This window comes from Parafrankia sp. BMG5.11, assembly GCF_004337455.1.
The window spans coordinates 1-23091 of record NZ_SJXI01000142.1; the positions used below are offsets into that span (position 1 = coordinate 1).

A 23091-nucleotide genomic window follows, 5' to 3' on the forward strand; every position below is an offset into this window, starting at 1 on the left:
CCACACATTAATCGTCAGTAGTCGACCGCTGCGCAGGCGGGCGTCCGCGGCGACGGCGGTCGCCGTCGCCGCGGGTCCGGACCTGCACGCTGACTCGTACCGGACGAAGCAAGCCGGTCATCCGAGGTCGGCTGCGCGAGCCTGGGCCCGCGGAGCTTCACCGTGGTTTCGGATGCACGCCCCCTACAGGGTGTTCGCGAGCCGATCGGCGAGAATGCGGGTGAAGCGGGACGGGTCGGCGAGCTCCCCGCCCTCGGCCAGCAGCGCCATCCCGTACAGCAACTCCGCCGTCTCGCTGAGAACGTCGGAGCTCGCGTCCTGCTCGTGGGCCTTCCGTAGCCCCTCCACCAGTGGATGCGTCGGATTGAGCTCCAGGATGCGCTTGGAGTGCGGCACGTTCTGCCCCATGGAGCGGTACATCTTCTCCAGGGTCGGCGTGATGTCGTGGGTGTCTCCCACGATGCAGGCCGGCGACGTGGTGAGGCGGGAGGAGAGGCGGACCTCCTTCACCTGCTCGTGCAGGGTTCGGGTCAGCCAGGAGAGCAACTCGGCGAAGTCCTTCCGCTGCTGCTCCCGTTCGGGCTCGGTGCTCTCCTTCTCGTCCGCCGTGCCGAGATCGACCTGGCCCTTGGCGATCGACCGCAGCGGCTTGCCGTCGAACCGCGCCACCCGCTCGACCCACACCTCGTCGACCGGGTCCGTCAGGAGGAGCACCTCGTACCCCCTGGCGAGGAAGGCCTCCATGTGTGGCGACTTCTCGATCATCAACCGGGAGTCGCCGGTCATGTAGTAGATGTCGTCCTGGCCGTCCTTCATCCGGTCGACGTACTCCCGCAGGGTCGTCGTCTGCTCCGGGTCGCGCGTCGAGGCGCAGGAGACGATCTCCAGGATCGCCTCCTGGTTGTCGACGTCGTCCAGCAGCCCCTCCTTGACGACGGGCCCGAACTCCTTCCAGAAGGTCCGGTAGCGCTCGGCGTCGTCCGTCTGCAGGCCGCGGACCGTCGAAAGCACCTTTTTCACCAGCCGGCGGCGAACCAGCTGGATCTGGCGGTCCTGCTGGAGGATCTCGCGGGAGATGTTCAGCGACAGGTCGTGCGCGTCGACGACACCCTTGACAAACCGCAGGAAGTTCGGCATGAGCGCCTGGCAGTCGTCCATGATGAACACGCGCTTCACGTACAGCTGGACGCCACGCTTGCCGTCCTGCGCGAACAGGTCGAACGGCGCGTGGGACGGGATGAAGAGCAGCGCCTCGTACTCGAAGAGGCCTTCACCCTTCATGTGGATGGTCTCGAGCGGGTCGGTCCAGTCATGGCTGAGGTGGCGGTACAGCTCGTTGTACTCGGCGTGGTCGACCTCGGCGGGCGGGCGCGCCCACAACGCCTTCATCGAGTTGAGCGTCTGGATGTCGGTCGTGACCGTGCCGTCTTCGTCCGTGCTCGCTGCCTGGTCCGGGTTCTCGGTAGCCATTCGGATGGGCCACGCGATGAAGTCGGAGTACCGCTTGACGATCTCCCGGATCTTCCGTTCGGCGGTGTAGTCGAAGAGGTGGTCCTCGCTGTCCTCCGGCTTGAGATGCAGGGTGACGGCGGTGCCCTGCGGCGCGTCGTCGACATCCTCGATGACGTACGTGCCCTCGCCGCCCGACTCCCAGCGCGTGCCACCGCTCTCGCCGGCCCGGCGCGTCAGCAGCGTGACCTTGTCCGCCACCATGAAGGTCGAGTAGAAACCGACACCGAACTGGCCGATGAGGTCCAGCGACGCGGCGGCGTCCTTCGACTCCTTCGCCTTCCGGAGCATCTCGGCCGTTCCCGACCTGGCAATGGTGCCGATGAGCTGGACGACGTCGTCGCGGGACATGCCGATGCCGTTGTCGCGCACGGTGAGGGTGCGCTGCTCCCGGTCGACCTCGAGGGCGATGTGCAGGTCGGACGTGTCAGCCGAAAGGTCCTTGTCGACAAGTGAGGCGATGCGCAGCTTGTCGAGGGCGTCGGACGCGTTGGAGATCAGCTCGCGCAGGAAGATATCTTTGTCGGAGTAGATCGAATGGACCATCAGCTGCAGAAGCTGACGGGCCTCGGCCTGAAATTCAAGCGTCTCGATCCGATTGCTCACGGGACCTCCATGCGGACACGAACAGTTCGCGGAACAGGATACCGACGCGCAGCACCCGTTCGGTGCCCGCACGGCATCCGCTCGGTCGAGCATCAGGCGCACCGGAACCCGCCGGAGCCACTGGCCGAGGCTGAGTACCATCTCGACTACGGACGCCGACCTGCGGCCGGCGTCCGGTAGGACACGAGGGCGCGGGTCAGGCCGACGATCCGCGCGGCGGCCTGAGCGCCGGCGCCCCGCGTATCTGGGTCCTGTCGGGGCAGAAGGCGACGATGTCGAGGCCGTCGATCCGGTCGGCCGACCGGCACCGGGCCGCCCGCGGAGGCGGGGGCGGGGCGAAGGAGCCGGGGTCGAACAACCTGGACCGCCGGCGGCGGGGCTGCGCACATCCTGCGTCGGGATTACGACGCCCACACGGTCGCCGCTGACCAATCCTCGATTTCCCGGAATCGCCTGTGAATGCAATGGTAATCGACCTCTCGGCAGAATTCAGTGCTCTGGATGGTCTGGCGCAGAAGTAACTCCAGATACAGGCGAACAAATCTGGCTTACAGCGACCGCGCGGCGGTGAACGAGGATGTCCCGGGCTGCGACGTCCCGGGTCGCTGGTAGGCGCGGACGACGTCCCGGCCAGCGGCTGCGGAGGGCGTGCCCGGCAGCGGATCACATCGGCGCAGCTGCACTGATGGTGCTGGCGCAGCGGTGCTGATCGAGCCTGGCGGCCGCGTGCGCGGATCAAGCCGGAGCGTGGCGCCCCGGGCCGGCCGGCCCCGGAGCACGCCCGGCCGTCGTTCGCGAGGCGCCGGCTCCCGGCCATGATGGATACTCCCCAGGACGAACAGGCCGTCGGCCGGCAAGAAGGAGCAAAAGGATGCAGAAGGCGCTCGCGCCCGAGATCTCAACCTGGCCCGACGAGCAGCCACAGCTCATCGGTAGCCGCTGCGGCGACTGCAGCGCCACGACGTTCCCCACTCAGGCCCTCTGCCCCCGGTGCAGCGGCGACAAGATGAGTGACGAGCTGCTGCCCCGCCGCGGCACCCTCATCGCGTGGACGACGCAGGGCTTCGTCCCGAAGCTGCCCTACGCCGGTGGGGAGACGGCCGAGACCTTCAAGCCGTTCGGCGTCGGGCTGGTCCAGCTCGACGACGTGATCCGCGTCGAGGGCCGGCTCACGGAGTCCGACCCGGAGAAGCTGAAGTTCGGCATGGACGTCGAGCTGACGATGGTGCCGTTCTACACCGACGCCGACGGCGACGAAGTGATCACGTTCGCCTTCGCGCCAGCCTGACCCACGCCGCACGAGCCAGAGAGGAACCATCGAGATGAACGACGTCGCCATCATCGGCGTGGGCCTGCATCCCTTCGGTCGCTTCGAGAAGTCGGCCATGGAGCTCGGCGCGGACGCCATCCAGCTGGCGCTGAAGGACGCCGGGGTCGGCTGGAAGGACATCCAGTTCGGTGTCGGCGGCAGCCTGGAGATCGCCAACCCGGACGCGGTGACGAGGCTCGTCGGGCTGACGGGCATCCCGTTCACCGACGTGTTCAACGCCTGCGCGACCGCAGCCAGCGCCATCCAGCTGTGCGCCGACACGATCCGGCTCGGCAAGTACGACATCGGCATCGCCGTGGGCCTGGACAAGCACCCGCGCGGCGCGTTCACCGCCCATCCGTCGATGCTCGGCCTGCCGGCGTGGTACGCCGAGAACGGCCAGTACGTCACCACGCAGTTCTTCGGGATCAAGGCCAACCGCTACCTGCACGAGCACGGCATCTCGCAGCGGACGCTGGCGAAGGTGGCGGCCAAGAACTACCGCAACGGTGTGATCAACCCGAACGCGTTCCGGCGTAAGGCGCTGAGCGAGGAGGAGATCCTCGGCTCGCCCATGCTCAACTATCCGCTGACGCACTACATGTTCTGCTCGCCGGACGAGGGTGCCGCCGCCGCCATCATGTGCCGCGCCGACATCGCGCACCGGTTCACCTCGCAGCCGATCTACCTGCGCGCCACGGAGATCCGCACCCGCCGTTTCGGCGCCTACGAGGTGCACAGCACCTTCGCGCCGGTCGACGAGGACGTCGCGCCGACCGTCTACGCCGCCCGCGCCGCCTTCGAGGCCGCCGGCGTCGGCCCGGGGGACGTCGACGTGATCCAGCTCCAGGACACCGACGCCGGCGCGGAGATCATCCACATGGCCGAGTGCGGCTTCTGCGCCGACGGTGAGCAGGAGAAGCTGATCGCCGAGGGCGCGACCGAGATCAGCGGCTCGCTGCCGGTCAACACCGACGGCGGTCTCATCGCCAACGGCGAGCCGATCGGCGCGTCCGGGCTCCGCCAGGTGCACGAGCTGGTTCGCCAGCTGCGTGGTCAGGCGGGTGACCGTCAGGTCGCCGGCAACCCGCGCGTCGGGTTCGCCCAGGTCTACGGCGCCCCCGGCACGGCCGCGGCCACCGTCCTCACCGTCTGAGCTCACCGACTGAGCAGGCGTTCCTGAAACGCCTGCTCAGTCCGGTCGTGCGGTTTGCAGCAGGCCGGACTGGTAGGCGATGACGACCAGCTGCGCCCGGTCGCGGGCGTTGAGCTTCGCCATGGCCCGGTGGACGTGCGTGCGGGCGGTCAGTGGGCTGATGACGAGCCGGTCGGCGATTTCGTGGTTCGAGTGGCCTTCGGCTACCAGCGCCATGACCTCGCGTTCGCGAGCGGTGAGCGCGGCGAGCGCCACGGGATTGGCCGTGGCGGTGGCCGCGGGCTCCGGGGCGGCGAGGAAACGGCTGATGAGAACGCGGGTGGCCGCCGGCGAGAGAAGGGCGTCGCCGCCGGCGACGGTGCGGATCGCGGAGAGCAGCTCGTCCGTTCCGACGTCCTTGCCGAGGAAGCCGCTCGCGCCGACGCGGAGCGCCTGGGCCACGTACTCGTCGATCTCGAAGGTCGTGAGGATCAGGACACGGGTGGCCGCCAGCGTCTCGTCGCCGCAGATGGCGGCGGTGGCGGCGAGCCCGTCGGTGCCGGGCATGCGGATGTCCATGACCACGACGTCCGGGCGGTGCTCCCGGGTCGCCGCGACGGCCTCGTGCCCGTCCGCGGCCTCACCGACGACCTCCATGTCGCTGCAGGAGTCGATCAGAATCCGGAAGGTCGACCGCAGGAGGGTCTGGTCGTCGGCGAGGAGCACTCGGATGGTCATCGGCTTCCGTTTTCGTGGGAGTTCTGGGGTGCAGGGGCAGGACGGCGGTGACGTGGAAGCCGACCTCGGGATGATGACCGGCCTCGAGATGCCCGCCGACGGACAGCGCGCGTTCCCGCATGCCGATCAGGCCGAACCCGCTGTCCGAGGCCGGGATCGACGTCCCGGCGCCGGGACGCGCGCCGCGGCCGACCGGGCCCGCGTTCTCCCCGCCGCCATTTATGATCATCAGGGTGACGCTGTGCGGGGCGTAGGTGATGTCGACACAGGCGTTGTCGGTCCTGGCGTGTTTCGCCACGTTGGTGAGGGCCTCCTGCGCGATCCGATAGGCCGTGAGATCGACGCCGGGGGAGAGCGGGGACGGTTCGCCACGGGTGGTGATCGTGACCGTGAGCCCGGTCGCGGCGAACGTGTCGGCGAGCTGGGGGAGCTGGGCGAGCGAGGGGGCTGGTTCCAGCGGCGCGTCCGGGTCGTCGCTCTGCCGCAGGAGACCGACGGTGGCCTTGAGGTCGCGCAGTGCGGAGGAGGTGGTGGCGGTGAGACTGGCGAGGATCGGTTCCGCCTGGTCGGGGTTGGTGCGGACGAGGTGTGCGGCGGTGCCGGCCTGGGCGTGGGCGAGGGTGATGTGGTGGGCGACGACATCGTGGAGTTCGCGGGCGATGCGGGTGCGTTCGTCGGCGACCCGGCGGCGTGCCTCGGCCTCCCGGGTGCGTTCGGCGTGTTCCGCGCGGGCGTGGACGGCGTCCAGGTAGTCCTGTTTGATCCGCCGCGCGCCGCCGAGTGACGCGGCCATCAGCAGCCAGGCGGTCGGGCCGATGGTCTTGAGCTCCAGGGGATAGCCCTTGGGGTCGGCGACCAGCGCCGTCGCGACCACCGCCGCGCAGCCGGGGAGCAGGAAGCTCAGGGTGGTCCTGCGGTCGGTGCGCGCGGCCAGGAAGTAGACCGCCGCCATCGCGGGAGCGATCATCAGCGAGGTGAGCAGGTAGCCCAGGCCGGCCAGGACCACGGTGCAGGCGATGGCCACCACGGCGGTCGCGCGGGGGTGGCGCTCGTTCCAGAGCAGGGCCGTGCAGGTGACGGCGGCGAGCAGGACCGCGGGGTATGGGGAGCTGTCGTGGGCGACATGCTGCGGGTTGAGTCTGCTGGCGGGGCCGGCGGCCGCGAAGGCCAGAAGCGCGATCACCACGGTGCTTGTGCGGTGATGGTCCCGGAGGCGCCGCCACCGGCTGGTGATCGTCATAGCGGTTCCCGTCCGATGCTGGGCCGTTGCTGGGCCGTGGTGCCCACGGTACGGGCCCCGTCCGCGGGCCGCAGTGCCGCCTGCCGGGTGCCGGCGGCCCTCGGACGGGGCGTGCTCAACGCACGGACGTGGATTCCAGGGCGACGGGGTCCTCGCGACCGGTGGCCGGTGCCGCAACGGCCGGTGCCACGCCGGCTGGCCGGCTCAGCGTCTCGCCCTCGACGTCGATGTGGGGCAGGACCCGGTCGAGGTGGCGTGGGATCCACCACGCCTTCTCCCCGAGAAGGGCGAGGACGGCGGTGGCCAGGCCGAAGACGATGCCGACCATGAAGATCGGCATCATGCTCATGATGGGTCCGGTCTGGTGGAGGCCGAATTCCGGTGCCCGGCGGCCTGGGTGACCTGCTTCCCCCGATTCCGATTCCCGTCGGCGGCCTGCCGTTCGACCTGACCATCGTCAAGGCGTCCACCGACGCCGAGGGCCTGTCGCTGACCGCGACCGCCAGGGATCTCGTCCTCCCGGCGACGGAGACCCCGACCCGGCACTGCCCCCCGGTGGAGAACGGCCGCGCCTGACCTGACGCCCGCGTCCGGTTGTCGAGCCCCCACGCACAGTCAACCCTTGGCATCGGTGCGGACGAGATCTACCAGAAATACCTGGGCATCGAGTAGCCCTGACAGGCCGGCATGGCCCGACCGCTCCGAGGCGCGGCAAGTGTGACCGGTTCCGCTCCGTCGTGCACTGACATTCGGGAGGTATGCATGATACATATGTATGTATAGTACAAAGAAGTTGAGGAGGGGGCATGACCTCCAGTGACGACAGCGGCGGCTCCGCCCTGGTCGCGACCCGTCGCGTGGGCGACGAGTCGCACGTCAACGCGATCATCGCCGTCCTGGGTGGGATAGGCGTCGTCGTCGCGATGATGCAGACGTTGATGGTGCCGCTGCTGCCGACGCTGCCATCGCTGCTGCACACCAGCTCGGCGAACGCCTCGTGGGCGATCACGGCCACGCTGCTCACCGCGTCCGTCGCCAACCCGGTGTACGGGCGGCTCGGCGACCTCTACGGCAAGCGGCGCATGGTCTTCGTCGCCGGCACCGCGCTCGCCTGTGGCTCGGTGGTGTGCGCTCTGAGCAGCTCGCTCGTGCCGCTGCTGGTGGGCCGGTCGATGCAGGGCCTCGGCATGGCGATCATCCCGCTGGGCATCAGCATCATGCGTGACCTGCTGCCGGCGAAGCGGCTGATCCCCGCCATGGCGCTGATGAGCTCCTCGCTCGGGATCGGGAGCGCGCTGGGCCTGCCGATCGCGGCGGCGGTCGCCCAGCAGACCGACTGGCACGTGCTGTTCTGGGGCTCGGCCGTCGCCGTCGTCGCCCTGATGGTGCTGATCTGGCGGGTCGTTCCCGAGTCGCCGGTCCGCGGCACGGGCCGGTTCGACCTGCCGGGGGCGATCCTGCTCTCCGGAGGGCTCGTCGCGCTGCTGCTCGCCGTGTCGAAGGGAAGCACCTGGGGCTGGACCAGCACCACCACCCTCGGCCTGGGCATGGTGGCCGCCGCCCTCCTCGTCGCCTGGACCTGGTGGGAGACCCGCGCCGAGGCCCCCCTCGTGGACCTGCGCACCACCATCCGGCGCCCGGTGCTGCTGACGAACATCGCTTCCGTCGCGCTGGGCTTCGCGATGTACGCGAACTCGCTGATCAACCCCCAGCTGCTGCAGCTGCCGAAGGCCACCGGGCACGGGCTCGGCCAGTCGCTGCTCGCCACCGGCCTGTGGATGGCCCCCGTGGGGCTGGTGATGATGGCCGTGTCGCCCATCGCCGGCAGGCTGATCACGGCACGCGGACCGAGGACCTCGCTCATCGCCGGCTCGGTCGTGATCGCCGGTGGCTACTGCCTCGCACTCGGGCTCACCGGCAGCCCGCCGGGAGTCCTTCTCGTCAGCTGCGTGATCAGCACCGGCGTCGCACTGGCGTACGCGTCCATGCCCACCCTGATCATGCAGTCCGTGCCGGCCTCCGAGGGCGCCGCGGCGAACGGCCTCAACACCCTCATGCGCTCCATCGGAACCACGGGGGCGAGCGCGGTGATCGGCGTGGTCCTGGCGAACATGACCATCCCGTTCGGGTCGACCCAGGTGCCCTCCCTCGCCGGCCTGCACGTCGGATACCTGATCGGCGCCGGCGCCGCGCTGATCGCCGGCCTCCTGGCACTCGGCATCCCCGGCCGCGCGGCGTCGACGTCGGCCGTCACGCTCCCGGAACCCCGCCGGACGTCCCCGCAGGCGACCCAGCCCGCGGCGACGTCCACCTCAAGCGGCTGAGGTCAGGTCATGGCTGGAGCCACAGGGGCTCGGGCAGGAGTGATCCGAGGCCGTACTGGGTGATGCCGCCGACGTTCCTGGCGGCCATGACGCTCGGGTTCACCCGGACGGTGAAGACCGCGGGAACCAGCGCGGTCAGCCGCTCCTGGAGGGTGGCGTACGCGGCCTTGCGTTCCTGTTCGGTCGTCCCCGTGCGGCCCGCCTTCAGGGCGGCGTCGATCCGCTCGTCCTTGACGCCCGGGAAGTTGCCGCGGGAGTCGCTGCGGAACACCGTCCACATCCGTGGGTCCGGGTCGATGAAGTTCGCCGACCAGACGACCATGTCGAAGTCGTTGCTCGCCTGGATCTTGGGATACTCGGAGAAGTCGACCACCCGCACCTGGACCTTGACGTTCTCGTACGAGCTGAGCTGGGCCTGGACGTTCTCGGTCGTGTCCCTGATCTCCGACGAGGTGAAGCTGGTGAACGTGAAGGTGACGGGTTTGCCGTCGGCGGCCAGCTCGTCGAACAGCCGCTGTGCCCTCGCCCGGTCGTACGTCCGCAGCGGCTTGTCGGAGTAGAACGGCGAGGACTTGGTGAACAGCGTGTCGGCGGTCTGGGCGGCGCCATTGTACACGGCCAGGTTCAGCGCGTCCAGGTCGACCGCGGCGGCGATCGCCTGCCGGGCCCGCAGGTCGTCGAACGGCGCCCTGCGCATGTTCATCGCGAGGAACAGGCCGCCGCTCAGCGGCGTGACGTCCGTCGAGTAGCCGGCCTTCCCGGCCTTGGCGACGCTGTCCGCGTTCGTGTCGATGACCACGTCGGCGCCGCCGCTGATCAGAGTGTTGTACCGCTGGCTCGAGTCGTTCGACGTGCGGATGGTGATGCTGTCGAGATAGGGCCGGGGAGCGTCCCAGTAGCCGGGGTTCTTCGCCAGCTCGATGCGGTCCTGGCGGGTCCAGGTCCGCAGGGTGTACGGCCCCGCGCCGACCGGCTTCGCGTCGAAGGACGCCTTGCCCTTCCGCAGCGCGGTGGGGGAGGCGATCCAGTTCATGGACGTGGTGAGCATCGCGGCCGGGAAGCTGGGCACCGGCTCGGTCATCGTCACCTTCAGGGTCGTGGCGTCCACGACGTCGGTGGCGGCGATGAGGGACGCCTCCGGCAGGTAGGGCGAGGCCATCGCCGGATCCCGATGGCGATCCCAGTTGAACTTCACCGCCGCGGCGTCGAGCGCGGTGCCGTCGGTGAACGTCAGGCCCGGTCGAAGTTTCAGCTCGAACGCGGCGCCCTTGTCGGCGGTGGCGAACGACTCCGCCATCGCGTACCTGATTTCGCCCGTGTGCTCGTCGTTGGTCATCAGCGTGCCGTACAGGGCGTTGCCCACGAACGCGTTGACCTGCCACGCGTTCGTCATGGTGACCGGATCCATCGAACGGGGCTCGGAGAGCTGCATGACCCGCAGCGAGCCGCCGGCGACCGGCTCGCCGGTGGGCCCGGTGGCGGTGGTGGTGCCGGTCGTCGTGGACGAGCCGTCACCGCCGCCGCAGGCGCCCACGGTGAGCGCCACACAACAGGCGATGACGGTGGTGAGTAACTTCTCTCTGCGAAACATCGCAGTCCTCTCGCTGGTTCCCGGCGGCTAACGGGCGACGGTGGAGGCCTCGGCGGCCCAGTAGGCGTCGCGCAGCGGCTTCTTGTAGAGCTTGCCGTTGTCCAGGCGGGGGAGTTCGGGCACGAAGTCGATCGACCGCGGCCACTTGAACGGCGCGAGCCTGGTGCGGCAGTGCTCCAGCAGCCGCGCGGCCAGCCCGTCGCCGGCGTCGGCCATCCGCACCGGCTGGACGACGGCCTTGACCTGCTCGCCGAGCTCGGGGTGCGGCACGCCGAACACGGCGACGTCCACGACCTCGTCGTGCAGCACCAGGACGTCCTCGATCTCGCGCGGGTAGATGTTCACCCCGCCCGCGATGATCGTGAAGTCCTTCCGGTCACTGAGGTAGAGGTAGCCGTCCTCGTCGACGTGGCCGATGTCGCCCAGGGTGCGCCAGCCGGGATGGGCGGGATGGCTGACGGCCCTGGTGCGGTCCGGGTCGTTGTGGTAACTGAAGCCCGCGCCCTTGGCCTCGAAGTAGACCACCCCGTCCTGGCCGGCCGGGAGCTCCGCGTCATCCTCACCGCAGATGTGCAGCACCCCGCCCTGCGCCCGGCCGACCGATCCCGGGTGCGCCAGCCACTCCTCACTGGTCAGACCGGTGCTGCCGACATTCTCGGAGCCGGCGTAGTACTCGAAGATGATCGGGCCCCACCACTCGATCATCTGGCGCTTGACCTCGACCGGGCACGGCGCGGCCGCGTGGACGGCGATCCGCAGGCTTGACAGGTCGTAGCGGGCGCGGACCTCGGGTGGCAGCTTGAGCATCCGGACGAACATCGTCGGGACCCACTGGGAGGTGGTCACCCGGTACCGTTCGATCGCGTGCAGGGCCCCCTCGGCGTCGAACTTCGGGAGGACGACAACCGTGCCGCCGACGCTGTGCATCAGCGCGGACACCCGCAGCGGGGCTGCGTGGTAGAGCGGCGCGGGGGAGATGTAGACCGCTTCGGAGTCGAAGCCGAAGGCCCCGCGGGCGCCGGGAAGCAGCGGGGCGTCGCCCTCGCTGGCGGGCCAGTCGGGCCGCGGGAACTGGATTCCCTTCGGTCGGCCGGTCGTCCCGGAGCTGTAGAGCATGAACGTGCCGCGGATCTCGTCGTCCCGGGGCTCGGCGGAGAAGCCGGCGGTGGCGGCGTCGAGGTCCTCGTAGTGCTCGGAGCCCCCGTCGAGCATGAGGCGCCGGACGACCCCGGGGGTCTCGGGGACGACGGCTTCGGCTACCTCGGCGAGCGCCCGGCTGCTGATCAGTGCCTTCGCCCCGCTGTCGTTGATCAGGTACGCGACCTCGGGCGGGGTGAGATGCGAGTTCACCGGGGTGATGTAGAGGCCGCAGTTGAGGCCGGCCCAGACCAGCTCGAAATAGCGCAGGTGGTTCTCGGCGAGAATCGCGAGGCGGTCACCCGGGCGCAGGCCCGAGTCGACGAGTAACCGGGCCAGCCGGTTGGAGCCCTCGACGAGCTCACGGTAGGTCAGGATCCGTTCCTGCCCGCGGGGGCCACCGGCGAGGATCACGGCGGGCTTGTCAGGGGTCAGCGTCGCGAAGTCTGGTGGGTACATCTGGTCCTCCAGGGAGAGAACAACGGTTCGCTATACGGGAAACGTAGCTCTTTCAATGGGTGATACCAGATTCTTGGCGGCGGAGATAGATGGCCTGTGCGGTTCCGCGGAACCGCGGCTCAGCAGATGCGAGGGAGTTGCTCGCCGACGAGCATGTCGACGAGCCGGGTGCTGCCCAGCAGCGTGCGCATCACCACGCGACCAGGATGACCGGCGACGACGTCGCCCAGGCGGGTGGCGTGCCGGCTTTCGGGCCGCGAACGCATGACGGCCAGGATCTCGTCGGCGGCCTCGGGCGCGACAACGGCGATCAGGCAGCCCTCGTTGGCGACATGCAGCGGGTCGAGACCGAGCAGGTCGCAGGCGGCGGCGACCAGCGGCGGTACGGGCAGCGCCGTCTCGTCGATCTCGACACCGACTCCGGACGCCGCGGCGATCTCGTTGAGCGCCGACGCCACCCCGCCGCGGGTCGGGTCGCGCATCACGTGGATGTCGCCGCCGCGGCGTTCCACCATGGCCTGGACGAGACGGTGCAGCGGGCGGGTGTCGGAGGCGATGTCGGCCTCGAAGCCGAGGGCCTCCCGCGCCGAGAGCACGGTGGTGCCGTGCGCGCCGATCGGCCCGGAGACGAGCACCGCGTCGCCGGGGCGGGCGAAGGCGGCCGAGACGCGCGCGGCGGGCAGGCGGCGTCCGATGCCGGACGTGGTCACGAAGATGCCGTCGGCGGCGCCGCGGGGCACGACCTTGGTGTCACCGGTCACGACGGGGACCCCGGCGGCCGCCGCGGCCGAACCGACGGAGGCGATGATCCGCCGCAGGTCGTCGAGGGGGAAGCCCTCCTCGATGATGTAGGCGACGGTGAGCGCGAGCGGCGTCGCGCCCATCATGGCCAGGTCGTTGACGGTGCCGTGGACGGCGAGCGTGCCGATGTCCCCGCCGGGGAAGAACAGCGGGCTCACGACGAACGCGTCGGTGCTGGTCACCAGGGTGACGCCGGCGACGTCGAGGACGGCGGCATCCTCGAGGACGCCGCCGTCGGGCTGGCCCGCCCGCGCGGCCAGGGCCGAGCCCGCGCCGAGGGCGGGCAGCAGGACGTCCCGGAGCAGCTCGGCGGACAGCTGCCCGCCGCTGCCGTGCCCGAGCGTGACCCGCTCGGTCTCGACGCGGGGGAGCGCGCAGCTGGCGAAGGTGGGGTCAACGGTGGTCACGACGCCCTCCCGGCGGAGTGGTAGGCGGCGCAGGTGCCCTCGGTGGAGACCATCGGCGCGCCGAGCGGGGTGCGCGGGGTGCAGGCCGTCCCGTAGGCGGTGCAGTCGGTCGGCTCGCGGGCGCCGGTGAGGATGTCGCCGGCGATGCAGGCGGGATGCTCCCGGGCGGTCAGCCCGGAGACGGCGAAGCGGGTCTCGGCGTCGTAGCGGGCGAACTCGTCGGTGAGGGCCAGGCCGCTGTCCGGGATGGTGCCGATGCCGCGCCAGGCGCGGTCCCGCACCCGGAACACGCGGCGGATGGCCTCCCGCGCCCGGCTGTTGCCGTCGCGGTGGACGGCGCGGGCGTACTGGTTCTCCACCCGCGCGTGGCCCGCCTCGAGCTGGCGGACGGCCATCAGGATGCCCTCGAGCAGGTCGAGCGGCTCGAAGCCGGTCACGACGACGGGTACCTGGTAACGGTGCGCGATGGGTTCGTACTCCGTCCAGCCCATGACGGCGCAGACGTGGCCGGCGGCGAGGAACCCCTGGACCTGGCGGTCGGGCGCGTCGAGGAGCGCCGTCATGGCCGGTGGGACGAGGACGTGGCTGACCAGGATGCTGAAGTTGGGCAGGCCGAGCTGGTGGGCGCGCAGTACCGCCATGGCGTTCGCCGGCGCGGTCGTCTCGAAGCCGACCGCGAAGAAGACCACCTGGCGGTCCGGGTGCTGTTCGGCCAGGCGTACCGCGTCCAGCGGGGAGTAGACGACGCGGACGTCGGAGCCGCGGGCGCGCAGGGCCAACAGGTCGGTCCCCGTTCCGGGCACCCGCAGCATGTCGCCGTAGGAGGTGAAGATGACCTCGGGACGGGCGGCGATGGCCAGGGCCTTGTCGATGAGTTCGAGCGGGGTCACGCACACCGGGCAGCCCGGCCCGTGGATCATCCGCAGGCCCGCGGGCAGCAGGTTGTCGATGCCCTGGCGGACGATGGTGTGCGTCTGGCCGCCGCAGACCTCCATCAGGGTCCAGGGCCGGGTGGCCGTCGTGTGGATCTCGTCGAGGAGCTGCCGCGCGAGGGCGGGGTCGCGGTACTCGTCGAGGTATCTCACAGCTCCGCCTCCAGGGAGGTGCCCATCGAGCGGAGCATCTCCAGGGTGCGGTGCGCCTCGGCCTCGTCGACCATGCTGATGGCGAACCCCACGTGGACGATCACGTACTCCCCGACCCGTGCGTCGGGGAGGTAGGCGAGGCAGACCTCGCGGGTCAGCCCGTCGAAGTCGACCGTGCCCATGAGCAGGCCGGCGACGTCGACGGTCGCCACGATCCGGCCAGGTATCCCGAGGCACATGCTGGGCCAGTCTCCGGGGCGGTGGACAGGTGCGGCAAGGGACGTCCGGCCCGTCCGATCGGCTCGTACGGACTCCCGCGGCCGAGGCGATGAGGCTGCCGTCCGGCACCAAGGCGCGCACTAACGTCCACTCGCATGACGAGCGAATCCGGCCGGCCGTTGTCCGCGCGGCTGGCGGACGCGGGGGTCGACCGGCGGTCTTTCCTGAGATTCTGCGCGGGTGTCACCGCGACGCTCGCCCTGCCGGCCCAGTTGGCGCCCAAGGTCGCCTACGCGTTGGACAAGGTCGACCGTCCCACCGTGATCTGGCTGGAATTCCAGGACTGCGCCGGTGACAGTGAGGCGTTCCTGCGCTCGCGTAATCCGTCGGCCGCGGACCTGATTCTGGGCATGATCTCGCTCGACTACCACGAGACGGTGATGGCGGCCTCCGGCGCGGCCGCGGAGAAGGCCCGCGACGACGCGGTGGCGAAAGGCGGGCACCTCGTCGTCGTCGAGGGCTCCATTCCGACCGGAATTCCCGGGGCGTGCACGATCGGCGGCAAGTCGGCCGAGGACATCCTGCGCGAGGCGGTCCGTGGCGCGGCCGGCATCATCAACGTCGGCACCTGCTCGGCCTTCGGTGGAATCCCGGCGGCCGGGCCGAACCCGACCGGGGCGGTCCGGGTCGAGGACGTCGTCGGCGGGGTTCCGGTTGTGAACCTGACCGGTTGCCCGGTCAACGCGGACAACCTGACCGCCACCATCGTCCATCACCTGACCTTCGGTGAGTTCCCGGCGCGGGACAGGTTCAGCCGGCCGCTGTTCGCCTACGGGCAGCGCATCCACGACACCTGCCAGCGGCGCGGCCACTTCGACGCCGGCGAGTTCGCCGAGCAGTGGGGCGACGCGGGCCACCGCAACGGCTGGTGCCTGTACCGGCTGGGCTGCAAGGGGCCGAGCACCTTCCACAACTGTCCCAGCGTCCGGTTCAACGGGGGGACGTCCTGGCCGGTGGCGGCCGGGCACGGCTGCGTGGGCTGCTCCGAGCCGGGCTTCTGGGACACCATGTCGCCCTTCTACGACCGGCTGCCGCACGTGGCGACCTCCGGTTTCGACCTCACCGCCGACAAGATCGGCGTCGGCGTGCTGGCAGCCACGGCGACCGGCTTCGCGGCGCACGGCGTCGGCAAGGTCGTCCAGCACCGGGTCGCCGCCCGCCGCGAGAAGCAGGCCGCGCGGGACCTGGTGGAAGACGACGAAGCGCCCACCGACGAAGCGGCCACAGACAAGGCACACGCCGACAAGGCGCACGGCGACGGAGAGACGGGCGAAGCGAGATGAGTCGGCTTGTCATCGACCCGGTGTCGCGGATCGAGGGCCACCTGCGGGTCGAGGTGCAGGTGGACGGCGGTCAGGTCACCGAGGCCTACGCGTCCTCGACGATGTGGCGCGGCATCGAGACGATCCTGACCGGCCGGGACCCCCGGGACGCCTGGCTGTTCGCGCAGCGGATCTGCGGTGTGTGCACCTCGGTGCACGCGCTGGCCTCGGTGCGGGCGGTGGAGGACGCGGTCGGCGCCGTCCCGCCGCTGAACGCCCGGCTGCTGCGGGACCTGATCGCCACGTCACTGTGTGTGCACGACCATGTTGTCCACTTCTACCACCTGCAGGCCCTGGACTGGGTCGATCCGACCGCGGCGCTCGCGGCCGACCCGGTGCGTGCCGCGGCGCTGGCGCAGTCCATCTCCGACTATCCGCGTTCCACGGCCGGCCTGTTCGCCTCGGTACAGACCCGGCTCAAGGTCTTCCTGGAAAGCGGGAAGATCGGGCCGTTCACCAACGGCTACTGGGGGCATCCGGCCTACCGGCTGAGCCCGGAGCTGAACCTGATCGCGTTCAGCCACTATCTCGACGCGCTGGACTTCCAACGGGACTACATCCGGGTGCACGCCCTGCTCGGTGGAAAGAACCCGCACCCGCAGACCTACGTGGTCGGCGGAATGGCGTCCCCGATCGACCTCAACAGCCAGGACGCCATCAACGCGAACACACTGCAGGAGGTGACGCAGATCCTGCAGCGGGGCCTCGAATTCGTCGAGCAGGTCTTCCTGCCGGACCTGCAGGCGATCGGCGCCGCCTATCCCGAGTGGACGACCTACGGTCGGGGCCTGGGCTCCTACATGGTGTTCGGTGACTATTCACTGTCACCGCCGGGCATCGCCCGGCCACCCCGGGACGGCCTTTTCCCCGGCGGGATCATCCGGAACGGGAACCTCTCGGTGAAACCGGAACCCTTCGACCCGTCCGGTATCGCCGAGTCCGTCGCCCATTCGTGGTTCCGCTACGACGATCCCGGCGCCGCGCTGCCCCCCTGGAAGGGTGAGACGACCCCGCAGTACACCGGACCCGAACCCCCTTTCGAGCAGCTCGACGTCGCCGGGAAGTACACCTGGCTGAAGGCGCCGCGCTACCAGGGAGCGGCCATGGAGGTCGGCCCGGTGGCCCGCATGCTCGTCGGCTACACCTCCGGGGACGCCCGTATCCGCCCGCTCGTGCAGGGCGCGCTCGACGCCCTGCGACTGCCGCCCGAGGCACTGATGTCCACCCTCGGCCGGGTGGTGGCCCGCGGCCTGGAGACCAGGCTGATGGCGCAGTACTCCCTGGAGCTCGTCAACCGGCTGCGTGACAACGTCGCCGCCGGCGACCTGGCCGTCGCCGACACCGGGCGCTGGCGTCCGACATCCTGGCCGGAGGGCGCCCTGCTCGGCGTCGGCTTCCACGAGGCGCCCCGCGGGTCGCTGTCGCACTGGGTCGTCATCGAGGACGGCCGGATCCGCAACTACCAGGCCGTGGTGCCCACCACCTGGAACGCCAGCCCCCGCGACGCGCAGGGGAATCCCGGCGCCTACGAGGCCGCGCTGGTCGGCACACCCGTCGCCGATCCCCAGCGGCCGCTGGAGATCCTGCGCACCCTGCACTCCTTCGACCCCTGCATGGCCTGCGCGGCGCACATCTACGACGCCGAGGGCCGCGACATCATCGAGGTGCGGGTCCAGTGAGCGTGACCGCGCCCGCCCCGCACACCGAGCACGCGGAGCTCGTCCGGTTCCGGGTCTGGGATCTTCCGGTCCGCCTCATCCACTGGCTGCTGGTGCTGGACCTCGTCGCCCTGTCCGTCACCGGCTACCTCATCGGGAACCCGGACATCCACCCGGGCGGCCACGTCTACTGGGTCACCTGGACGAGGAGCATCCACAAGGTCACCGCGTACGTCTTCATCGCGCTCGTCCTGGCCCGGGTCATCTGGCACCTCCGCTCGCCCAACCCCTGGTCCCGGTGGACGGAGTGGATACCCAGCACCCGGGAGCGGCTCGGTCAGATCGTTCCGTCGGTGCGCTTCTACACGTTCCTCTCCCGGGAGGCACCCCCGGTCATCGGCCACAATCCGCTCGCCGGCCTCACCTACACCGTGCTTTACACGATGTTCGGGGTCGAGATCGTCACCGGTCTGGTGCTGTGGGGTGTGGAGGGCACCGGCTGGGCGGCCTGGCTCACCGGCTGGCTGCTCCACGTGGTGTCACTGCCGACGCTCCGGCTCGTCCACCACCTGATCATGTGGCTCACCTGGGGATTCATGATCCACCATCTCTACAGCGCCATCCTGGTCGACCGGGTGGAGGGCACCGGCGTCCTGACCTCGATCTTCTCCGGCCACAAGTTCCTCCCGAAGGACCACCTGTGACGGACCCGGCCGACCTCCGGGCGTCCACCACCCCGACGGACGCCCCCGTTCTGGTGCTGGGCATCGGCAACGAGCTGCTCGGCGACGACGGTGTCGGCGTGGTCGCCGCCCGGCGGCTCGGCACGCCGCCGATCCCCGGGGTCGACGTCCTCGACGGCGGGACGCTCGGGCTGATGCTCATGCCCTACCTGGCGGGCCGCGACGCGGTCCTCATCCTCGACGCCGTCTCCACCGCCCACGGGCGGCCCGGCGATGTCATCGTCATCCCCGACGGGGACGTCCGCCGCGGCCACGGCGTGCGCGCCACCGCCCACGACATCGGCCTCGTCGACGCGCTCGCGGCCACCGAGCTCGCCGGCTGCGCCCCCCGGCGCGTCGCCCTGGTGGGCGTCGTGCCCGAATCCGTCACCGAACGCTGGGGCCTGAGCCCCCTCCTCGACGCCCGCGTGGACGCGCTGGTCGACGCGGCCCGCTCCGTCCTCGCCGAATGGTCCGTGCTCGCCGAAGAGCCCGTGCTCGCCGAACAGAAGGTGCAGGTACCCGGACATGCATGAGGCCGGCCTCGCCCGCTCCGCGGTCAGCGCCATCGCCGAGGCCAGCGAGGGAACCCCGGTGCGGACGGTGGTTCTCGCCGCCGCGGCCGGTGTCGACATCGCCTCGGCCACCGCCGCGTGGCAGTCCGCCGCCGCCGGAACCTGCCTCGAGAACACCCACCTCTCCTGGCAGCACGCGGCGGACCGGCTGCGCTGCTTCACCTGCGCGCACGAGTACGACGGCGCCCGGCTCGACCCCTGCCCCTCCTGCGGCGGCAACGGGCTCGTCGTGGCGGCCGCGGACGAGCTCGCCGTGGTCAGCTGGACCACCTGACCACGGCGAGCTCGTCGACGGTCGCGATCACGTCGGCGTCCTTGTCTCCTGCCCTTCAGGCCGGGGTCACCTGCGAGACCCGCCAGCCATCCGGAGTGCCGACGAGGTTGATCTCCTGCACCACCGACCTGGTGGCCGGCTGCCGGCTCAGTACCGCGCCGCCCGCGCTGACGATGGCGAACGGCGTCATGTGCGACGTGAAATGCAGGACCGCGATGGACGAGGTCTCGGTCAGCACCGTCACCGCCTCGATGACCTGCTGGCCGCCCTGCCCGTGCCCGCCGATCGCGGCCATGGACCGGATCGCGGCCTCGTCGTCGGCCCGCGCGCTGCTGCCCGCGGTGTACACCCGGGCGAGCAGATTGACGTCCACGGTTTCGTAGGCGGCCACCCGGGCCTGGTCGAGGGTGGCGAGAACACCTGTCCAGTACTGCGCACGGGACTGCTCCGAGGGCGGCTGGACGACAGTGCTCGCCGGGGCCGGCGTGGTGACGACCACCATGCCGGTGGCCTGCGGGGAGGGCGGGACGGGCGCGGTGGCGGCCGGGGTGGGCTGCAGGGTCACGTCCACCGCTGTGGTGGCGCCGGCCGCCGCGCCGGATGCCGCTGGTGCCGTGGCGGAGGCCCCGGCCGCGGCGGCGGGCGGGGCCGCGGCGCGGTCGGAGCCCGACGGGTGGTGGACAACGGCCAGGGCCGCGCTCGCGACACCGAGCACGGCTGCTGTCGCCGCCGCGGCGGCGGTGCGGCGGCGCCGGCTCGCCCCGCCGCGGCGCCGTCCTGGTCCCGGCGGATCGGCGCCGACCGCCGTCGGTGCCGTCTTAGCCGGTGCCGCCGTAGCCGGTGCCGCCGGTTCTACGGTCGGAGACCGTAAGGACGCGAGGGCCGACGCGGGTGGTGGCCCGGGAGGCGGTCCGATGCCGGGAATCGTCAGGACCGGCGCCGCGGCCCGCGGCTGGACCGGCTTGCCCGACCGCACGACCGGCTTGTCCAGCGGTACGCGCGCCCGGGCGGCCGCGGGCACGAGCGACTGGGCCGCCAGCACGCCGGCCACCGGGCGGGTCGATCCGGTCAGCTCGCCGAGCAGGTCGGCGGCGCTCGGACGGTCGGCGGGGTCCTTGCTCATCGCTGCGCGGACGAGCGGGAGCAACCGGACATCGAGGCCATCGAGGCGCGGTTCGTCGTACACGACCCGGTGCATGACGACCGGTATGGCGGCGATCCCGAACGGCGGCTGCCCCGTCCCGGCGAAGGCGGCGACGCCGCCCCACGCGAACACGTCGGCGGCCGCGGTTGTCGTCTCCCGCATGGCCTGCTCGGGTGCCATGAAGGCGGGTGTGCCGACGGTGTCCGAGGCTCCGGTCAGCAGCGAGCCGGACTCCAGCGACAGCGCCACGCCGAAGTCGATGACCCGCGGCCCGGTCTTCGACAGCAGCACGTTGTCGGGCTTGATGTCACGGTGGACGAGGCCGGCGCTGTGGATCGAGGTGAGCGCGGCGGCGATCGCGACGGCGAGCTGGTGCAGGTCGGTGGTGGATAACGGCCCGTGCTCGTCGACCGCGCTCGCGAGCGTCGGCCCGTCCAGGAACTCGGTGACGATGTAGGGCCGCCCGTCGAACACGCCGAAGTCGAGGACCTCCGCGGTGCAGAACGGCGCCACGCTGCACGCGATCCTGGCCTCCCGCTGGAACCGGGCCAGGTACCGCTCGTCGCGGGCCAGATGATCATGGATGATCTTTATGGCGACGGGTCGGCCGTCCGGCGAGTGGGCCAGGTACACCCGGCCCATCCCGCCGCTGCCGAGGACACTGTCCAGGACGTGCGCTCCGATGGACCGGGGATCGGCCGCCCGTAGCGGCGTCCCCCGCTGACCGCCATCCGCGCACCCCCGAAGCTGCCAGTGTCGGAGCACCGACACATGCCGCATAACTGGGCAGAACCCTACCCGCCGTCCGCGCGGTCGTCTGTCTGCGTGCGGCCGGTCCGAGCGGCGATGGCGGCGGACCGGTTGTCGCTTGTCGGCCGGAACATGAGGCGCTCGAGAATCGGCAGGATTTCCGTTGGGCGTCAGCCGGGCCCGGTGGTACGCCACCAGCATGCGCGGGCTGCGCTCCCATGGCTCCAGCGCGTGCCGGAAGATCCGCACGAATCCGTCGTAGAGGGATTCGTCCGGTGTGGGCGGGGTGAGCGGCGTGTGGCTGTGGAGGCCGTGTGGCTGTGGAGGCGAGGAGCGCCTGCGTCTGGCATCTGCCCAGGTCGGCTGGATGATGATTGCCGGCGCCGCCGGCCGCGGCCACCCCGCCCCGGAGCCCGGAGACCCCGGAGGTAACGCCGTCGGAAGTGCCCGCGGGCGGGAGAACAAAGGAAAAAACCTGCCGATGAACCGGTTACCCGGCCGCCTGCGCCGTTTATCGGTTCTCGTCCTCGCCCTTGGCATCATTCTCGCGGTGTGTTCGAACTCCTCCGATGACAACACCACCTCTGACGCGCCACCGGCGCAGAGTGCCAACGCCTTCTTCGCCCGGGCATCGGTGATCGCCGCCACGAACAAGTTCACCGACTACAGTGCGGACGGCCTGGTCAAACGGCTCCAGGCTCGACTGCGTTGTCCTGCTGAAGATCGTCAAGGGCGGCAAGTTCGAGATTGTCGGCGGTACCAAGGACAAGCCGTTCGTCTGCTGGTCCAACGCCAACCGCGACTGGTCCGAGCCGAAGCCGACCAAGCTTCGCCTGACCGAACCGCCGTTCGGGGGAGCGGGCACCACCCGAGGCGGTGGGCGAGCGATCGGCGGCATCCCACCGCTCCACGTCGGCGGTCTACCGTGGGAAGAGCCTGCCCCAGGGTGCCGCTGCGTCTGGCGAGGTGGACGGTGGATGAGGGATCGCTGTACGAGGTGCTCGGGATCGTCCGCACCGCGACCGACGCCGAGATCCGGGCCGCCTACCGCCGCGCGGCCAAGCACGCCCATCCGGATGCGGGCGGTTCGCCCCGGTCGTTCCAGCGGGTCCATGCGGCGTATCGGGTCCTGGGCGATCCTGCCCGCCGGCGTGCCTACGACCTGGGAGTCGCCCGGTCGGCCGAGGCCAGGGCCCGGCCCGGCGCGTCCCCGTCCACCCCGTCCACCCCGGCTGACGCGGGCGGCCGCGCGGGCGGGGTGAGCCGGCCCGTCAGCCGGGCCGATGGCGGTGTTCCCCACCCGGACGCGCGGGAGCGGCGCCGCTACCTCATCGCGATGGCCGTGTGCCTGCTGTTGTTCGTGCTGGCGGGAACAGTGGTGCGGCTGTTCTCCGTCCCGGCGGCGCTGGGAATGATGATCCTCGCCATGGTCATCCCGCCGGCGGCGGTGATCTCCGTCAGCCGCCCACCGCCCCACCGCTGACCGGAGCCCGCCGCACCCGGCGTCCAGCTCGCGGCCCGGCGACATCCTCGTCACCAAGTACGCGCGTAGCGCCTTCACCGGGACGGGTCTGGGGCGCAGCGGCTCCTGGGTGACGAGGTCACCCAGGTGACCGTCGTGGGGCTCGCGACGGGTACCACCCAGGACGTCCTGGCCCTCCTCGCCAGCCGGTCATGACCACGCCGGTCCGCCGCCCGCGCGCCGTTCGGGTGTTCTGCGGTTCCGTGCGGTGCCGCGGAACACCATGATCGGAAAAGGCGTCATGATCGGCGATGTCGGGGGCGTCGCCGGTGTCCCGGGCCGGCCCGCAGCCCCGGGCCCCGCGGCCCCCTGGCCACCCGCGGGCTCCTGACCAGCAGGGAGGAAAACTGTCGGTGGCGGATGCGAGCCTGCTCGCATCCGCTGATCGACGACACCCCTGGGCCCGGTGATCACAGTGATCGAACAGGTACCTTCCCCGGCAGCCGCCGCGTCCCCCACGCCCGACACCGACCCGACAGCCGGCCTGACATCGGCCTGATACCG

The 23091-nt window shown here is 70.8% G+C and carries 20 protein-coding genes and 1 pseudogene; 10 read left to right on the top strand and 11 right to left on the bottom strand.

Annotated features, from left to right (window positions below; genetic code table 11):
- Nucleotides 1-183: 183 nt before the first annotated feature.
- The gene (gene htpG / locus E0504_RS47285; RefSeq protein ID WP_112108822.1) at nt 184-2115 is read right to left on the bottom strand and encodes a molecular chaperone HtpG; all 1932 of its coding nucleotides are present in this window, start codon (nt 2113-2115) and stop codon (nt 184-186) included.
- A gap of 871 nt (nt 2116-2986) precedes the next feature.
- On the opposite strand from htpG, the gene E0504_RS47290 reads away from it, so the two are divergent.
- The gene (locus E0504_RS47290; protein ID WP_071065887.1) at nt 2987-3403 is read left to right on the top strand and encodes a Zn-ribbon domain-containing OB-fold protein; all 417 of its coding nucleotides are present in this window, start codon (nt 2987-2989) and stop codon (nt 3401-3403) included.
- Between the two features lie 34 nt (nt 3404-3437).
- On the top strand, nt 3438-4580 hold the full coding sequence (locus tag E0504_RS47295; protein WP_112108821.1) for a thiolase family protein: 1143 nt from the start codon (nt 3438-3440) through the stop codon (nt 4578-4580).
- A 36-nt stretch (nt 4581-4616) separates the two neighbouring features.
- Here E0504_RS47295 and E0504_RS47300 read toward each other — a convergent pair whose 3' ends face one another.
- The 3 genes from E0504_RS47300 to E0504_RS47310 all read right to left on the bottom strand — a co-directional run bounded on the left by E0504_RS47300 (nt 4617) and on the right by E0504_RS47310 (nt 6886).
- Nucleotides 4617-5297, bottom strand: coding sequence for a response regulator transcription factor (locus E0504_RS47300; RefSeq protein WP_112108820.1), 681 nt, complete (start codon nt 5295-5297; stop codon nt 4617-4619).
- Nucleotides 5200-6537 carry a sensor histidine kinase gene (locus E0504_RS47305; protein WP_131627774.1) on the bottom strand — a complete coding sequence of 446 codons (1338 nt, stop codon included), beginning with the start codon at nt 6535-6537 and terminating at the stop codon, nt 5200-5202. The genes E0504_RS47300 and E0504_RS47305 overlap by 98 nt, the downstream gene beginning before the upstream one ends.
- Nucleotides 6538-6652: 115 nt before the next feature.
- A complete protein-coding gene (locus E0504_RS47310) occupies nt 6653-6886 on the bottom strand; it encodes a hypothetical protein (RefSeq protein WP_373694017.1) in 234 nt (77 codons plus the stop codon).
- 32 nt (nt 6887-6918) lie between these two features.
- Here E0504_RS47310 and E0504_RS47315 point away from each other — a divergent pair, with 32 nt between their 5' ends.
- On the top strand, nt 6919-7113 hold the full coding sequence (locus tag E0504_RS47315; RefSeq protein WP_306769413.1) for a hypothetical protein: 195 nt from the start codon (nt 6919-6921) through the stop codon (nt 7111-7113).
- 230 nt (nt 7114-7343) lie between these two features.
- On the top strand, nt 7344-8861 hold the full coding sequence (locus tag E0504_RS47320; RefSeq protein WP_112105769.1) for an MFS transporter: 1518 nt from the start codon (nt 7344-7346) through the stop codon (nt 8859-8861).
- Between the two features lie 7 nt (nt 8862-8868).
- Here E0504_RS47320 and E0504_RS47325 read toward each other — a convergent pair whose 3' ends face one another.
- From E0504_RS47325 to E0504_RS47345, 5 genes are all read right to left on the bottom strand, one after another.
- Complete coding sequence (locus E0504_RS47325) at nt 8869-10452, bottom strand: ABC transporter substrate-binding protein (RefSeq protein WP_131627776.1); 1584 nt, start codon at nt 10450-10452, stop codon at nt 8869-8871.
- Between the two features lie 27 nt (nt 10453-10479).
- On the bottom strand, nt 10480-12048 hold the full coding sequence (locus tag E0504_RS47330) for an acyl-CoA synthetase (protein WP_112105771.1): 1569 nt from the start codon (nt 12046-12048) through the stop codon (nt 10480-10482).
- A 119-nt stretch (nt 12049-12167) separates the two neighbouring features.
- Entirely contained in the window at nt 12168-13256 is a 1089-nt protein-coding gene (gene hypE, locus E0504_RS47335) for a hydrogenase expression/formation protein HypE (RefSeq protein ID WP_071065879.1), read from the bottom strand.
- Complete coding sequence (hypD, locus tag E0504_RS47340; RefSeq protein WP_020460944.1) at nt 13253-14341, bottom strand: hydrogenase formation protein HypD; 1089 nt, start codon at nt 14339-14341, stop codon at nt 13253-13255. Before hypD ends, hypE begins: the two co-directional genes overlap by 4 nt.
- A complete protein-coding gene (locus tag E0504_RS47345; protein WP_071065878.1) occupies nt 14338-14580 on the bottom strand; it encodes a HypC/HybG/HupF family hydrogenase formation chaperone in 243 nt (80 codons plus the stop codon). Before E0504_RS47345 ends, hypD begins: the two co-directional genes overlap by 4 nt.
- A 135-nt stretch (nt 14581-14715) precedes the next feature.
- Here E0504_RS47345 and E0504_RS47350 point away from each other — a divergent pair, with 135 nt between their 5' ends.
- From E0504_RS47350 to E0504_RS47370, 5 genes are read left to right on the top strand one after another with little or no spacing between them, the layout of a single operon-like run.
- The gene (locus E0504_RS47350; RefSeq protein ID WP_112105772.1) at nt 14716-15903 is read left to right on the top strand and encodes a hydrogenase small subunit; all 1188 of its coding nucleotides are present in this window, start codon (nt 14716-14718) and stop codon (nt 15901-15903) included.
- Complete coding sequence (locus E0504_RS47355) at nt 15900-17621, top strand: nickel-dependent hydrogenase large subunit (RefSeq protein ID WP_131627778.1); 1722 nt, start codon at nt 15900-15902, stop codon at nt 17619-17621. Before E0504_RS47350 ends, E0504_RS47355 begins: the two co-directional genes overlap by 4 nt.
- Nucleotides 17618-18304, top strand: coding sequence for a cytochrome b/b6 domain-containing protein (locus E0504_RS47360; RefSeq protein WP_071065875.1), 687 nt, complete (start codon nt 17618-17620; stop codon nt 18302-18304). Before E0504_RS47355 ends, E0504_RS47360 begins: the two co-directional genes overlap by 4 nt.
- A complete protein-coding gene (locus tag E0504_RS47365) occupies nt 18301-18858 on the top strand; it encodes a HyaD/HybD family hydrogenase maturation endopeptidase (protein ID WP_071065874.1) in 558 nt (185 codons plus the stop codon). Before E0504_RS47360 ends, E0504_RS47365 begins: the two co-directional genes overlap by 4 nt.
- Complete coding sequence (locus tag E0504_RS47370) at nt 18851-19171, top strand: hydrogenase maturation nickel metallochaperone HypA (protein ID WP_071065873.1); 321 nt, start codon at nt 18851-18853, stop codon at nt 19169-19171. Before E0504_RS47365 ends, E0504_RS47370 begins: the two co-directional genes overlap by 8 nt.
- 55 nt (nt 19172-19226) lie before the next feature.
- On the opposite strand, the gene E0504_RS51725 is transcribed toward E0504_RS47370, so the two are convergent.
- Nucleotides 19227-21095: a serine/threonine-protein kinase gene (locus E0504_RS51725; RefSeq protein ID WP_243657966.1), complete on the bottom strand. Its 1869-nt coding sequence runs from the start codon at nt 21093-21095 to the stop codon at nt 19227-19229.
- A gap of 132 nt (nt 21096-21227) precedes the next feature.
- A pseudogene (locus tag E0504_RS54795) lies at nt 21228-21608 on the bottom strand (hypothetical protein); the annotation flags it as partial.
- Between the two features lie 430 nt (nt 21609-22038).
- On the opposite strand from E0504_RS54795, the gene E0504_RS47380 reads away from it, so the two are divergent.
- Nucleotides 22039-22548, top strand: a complete 510-nt coding sequence (locus tag E0504_RS47380; protein ID WP_131627780.1) for a DnaJ domain-containing protein — start codon at nt 22039-22041, stop codon at nt 22546-22548.
- The last annotated feature ends 543 nt before the right edge of the window (nt 22549-23091 follow it).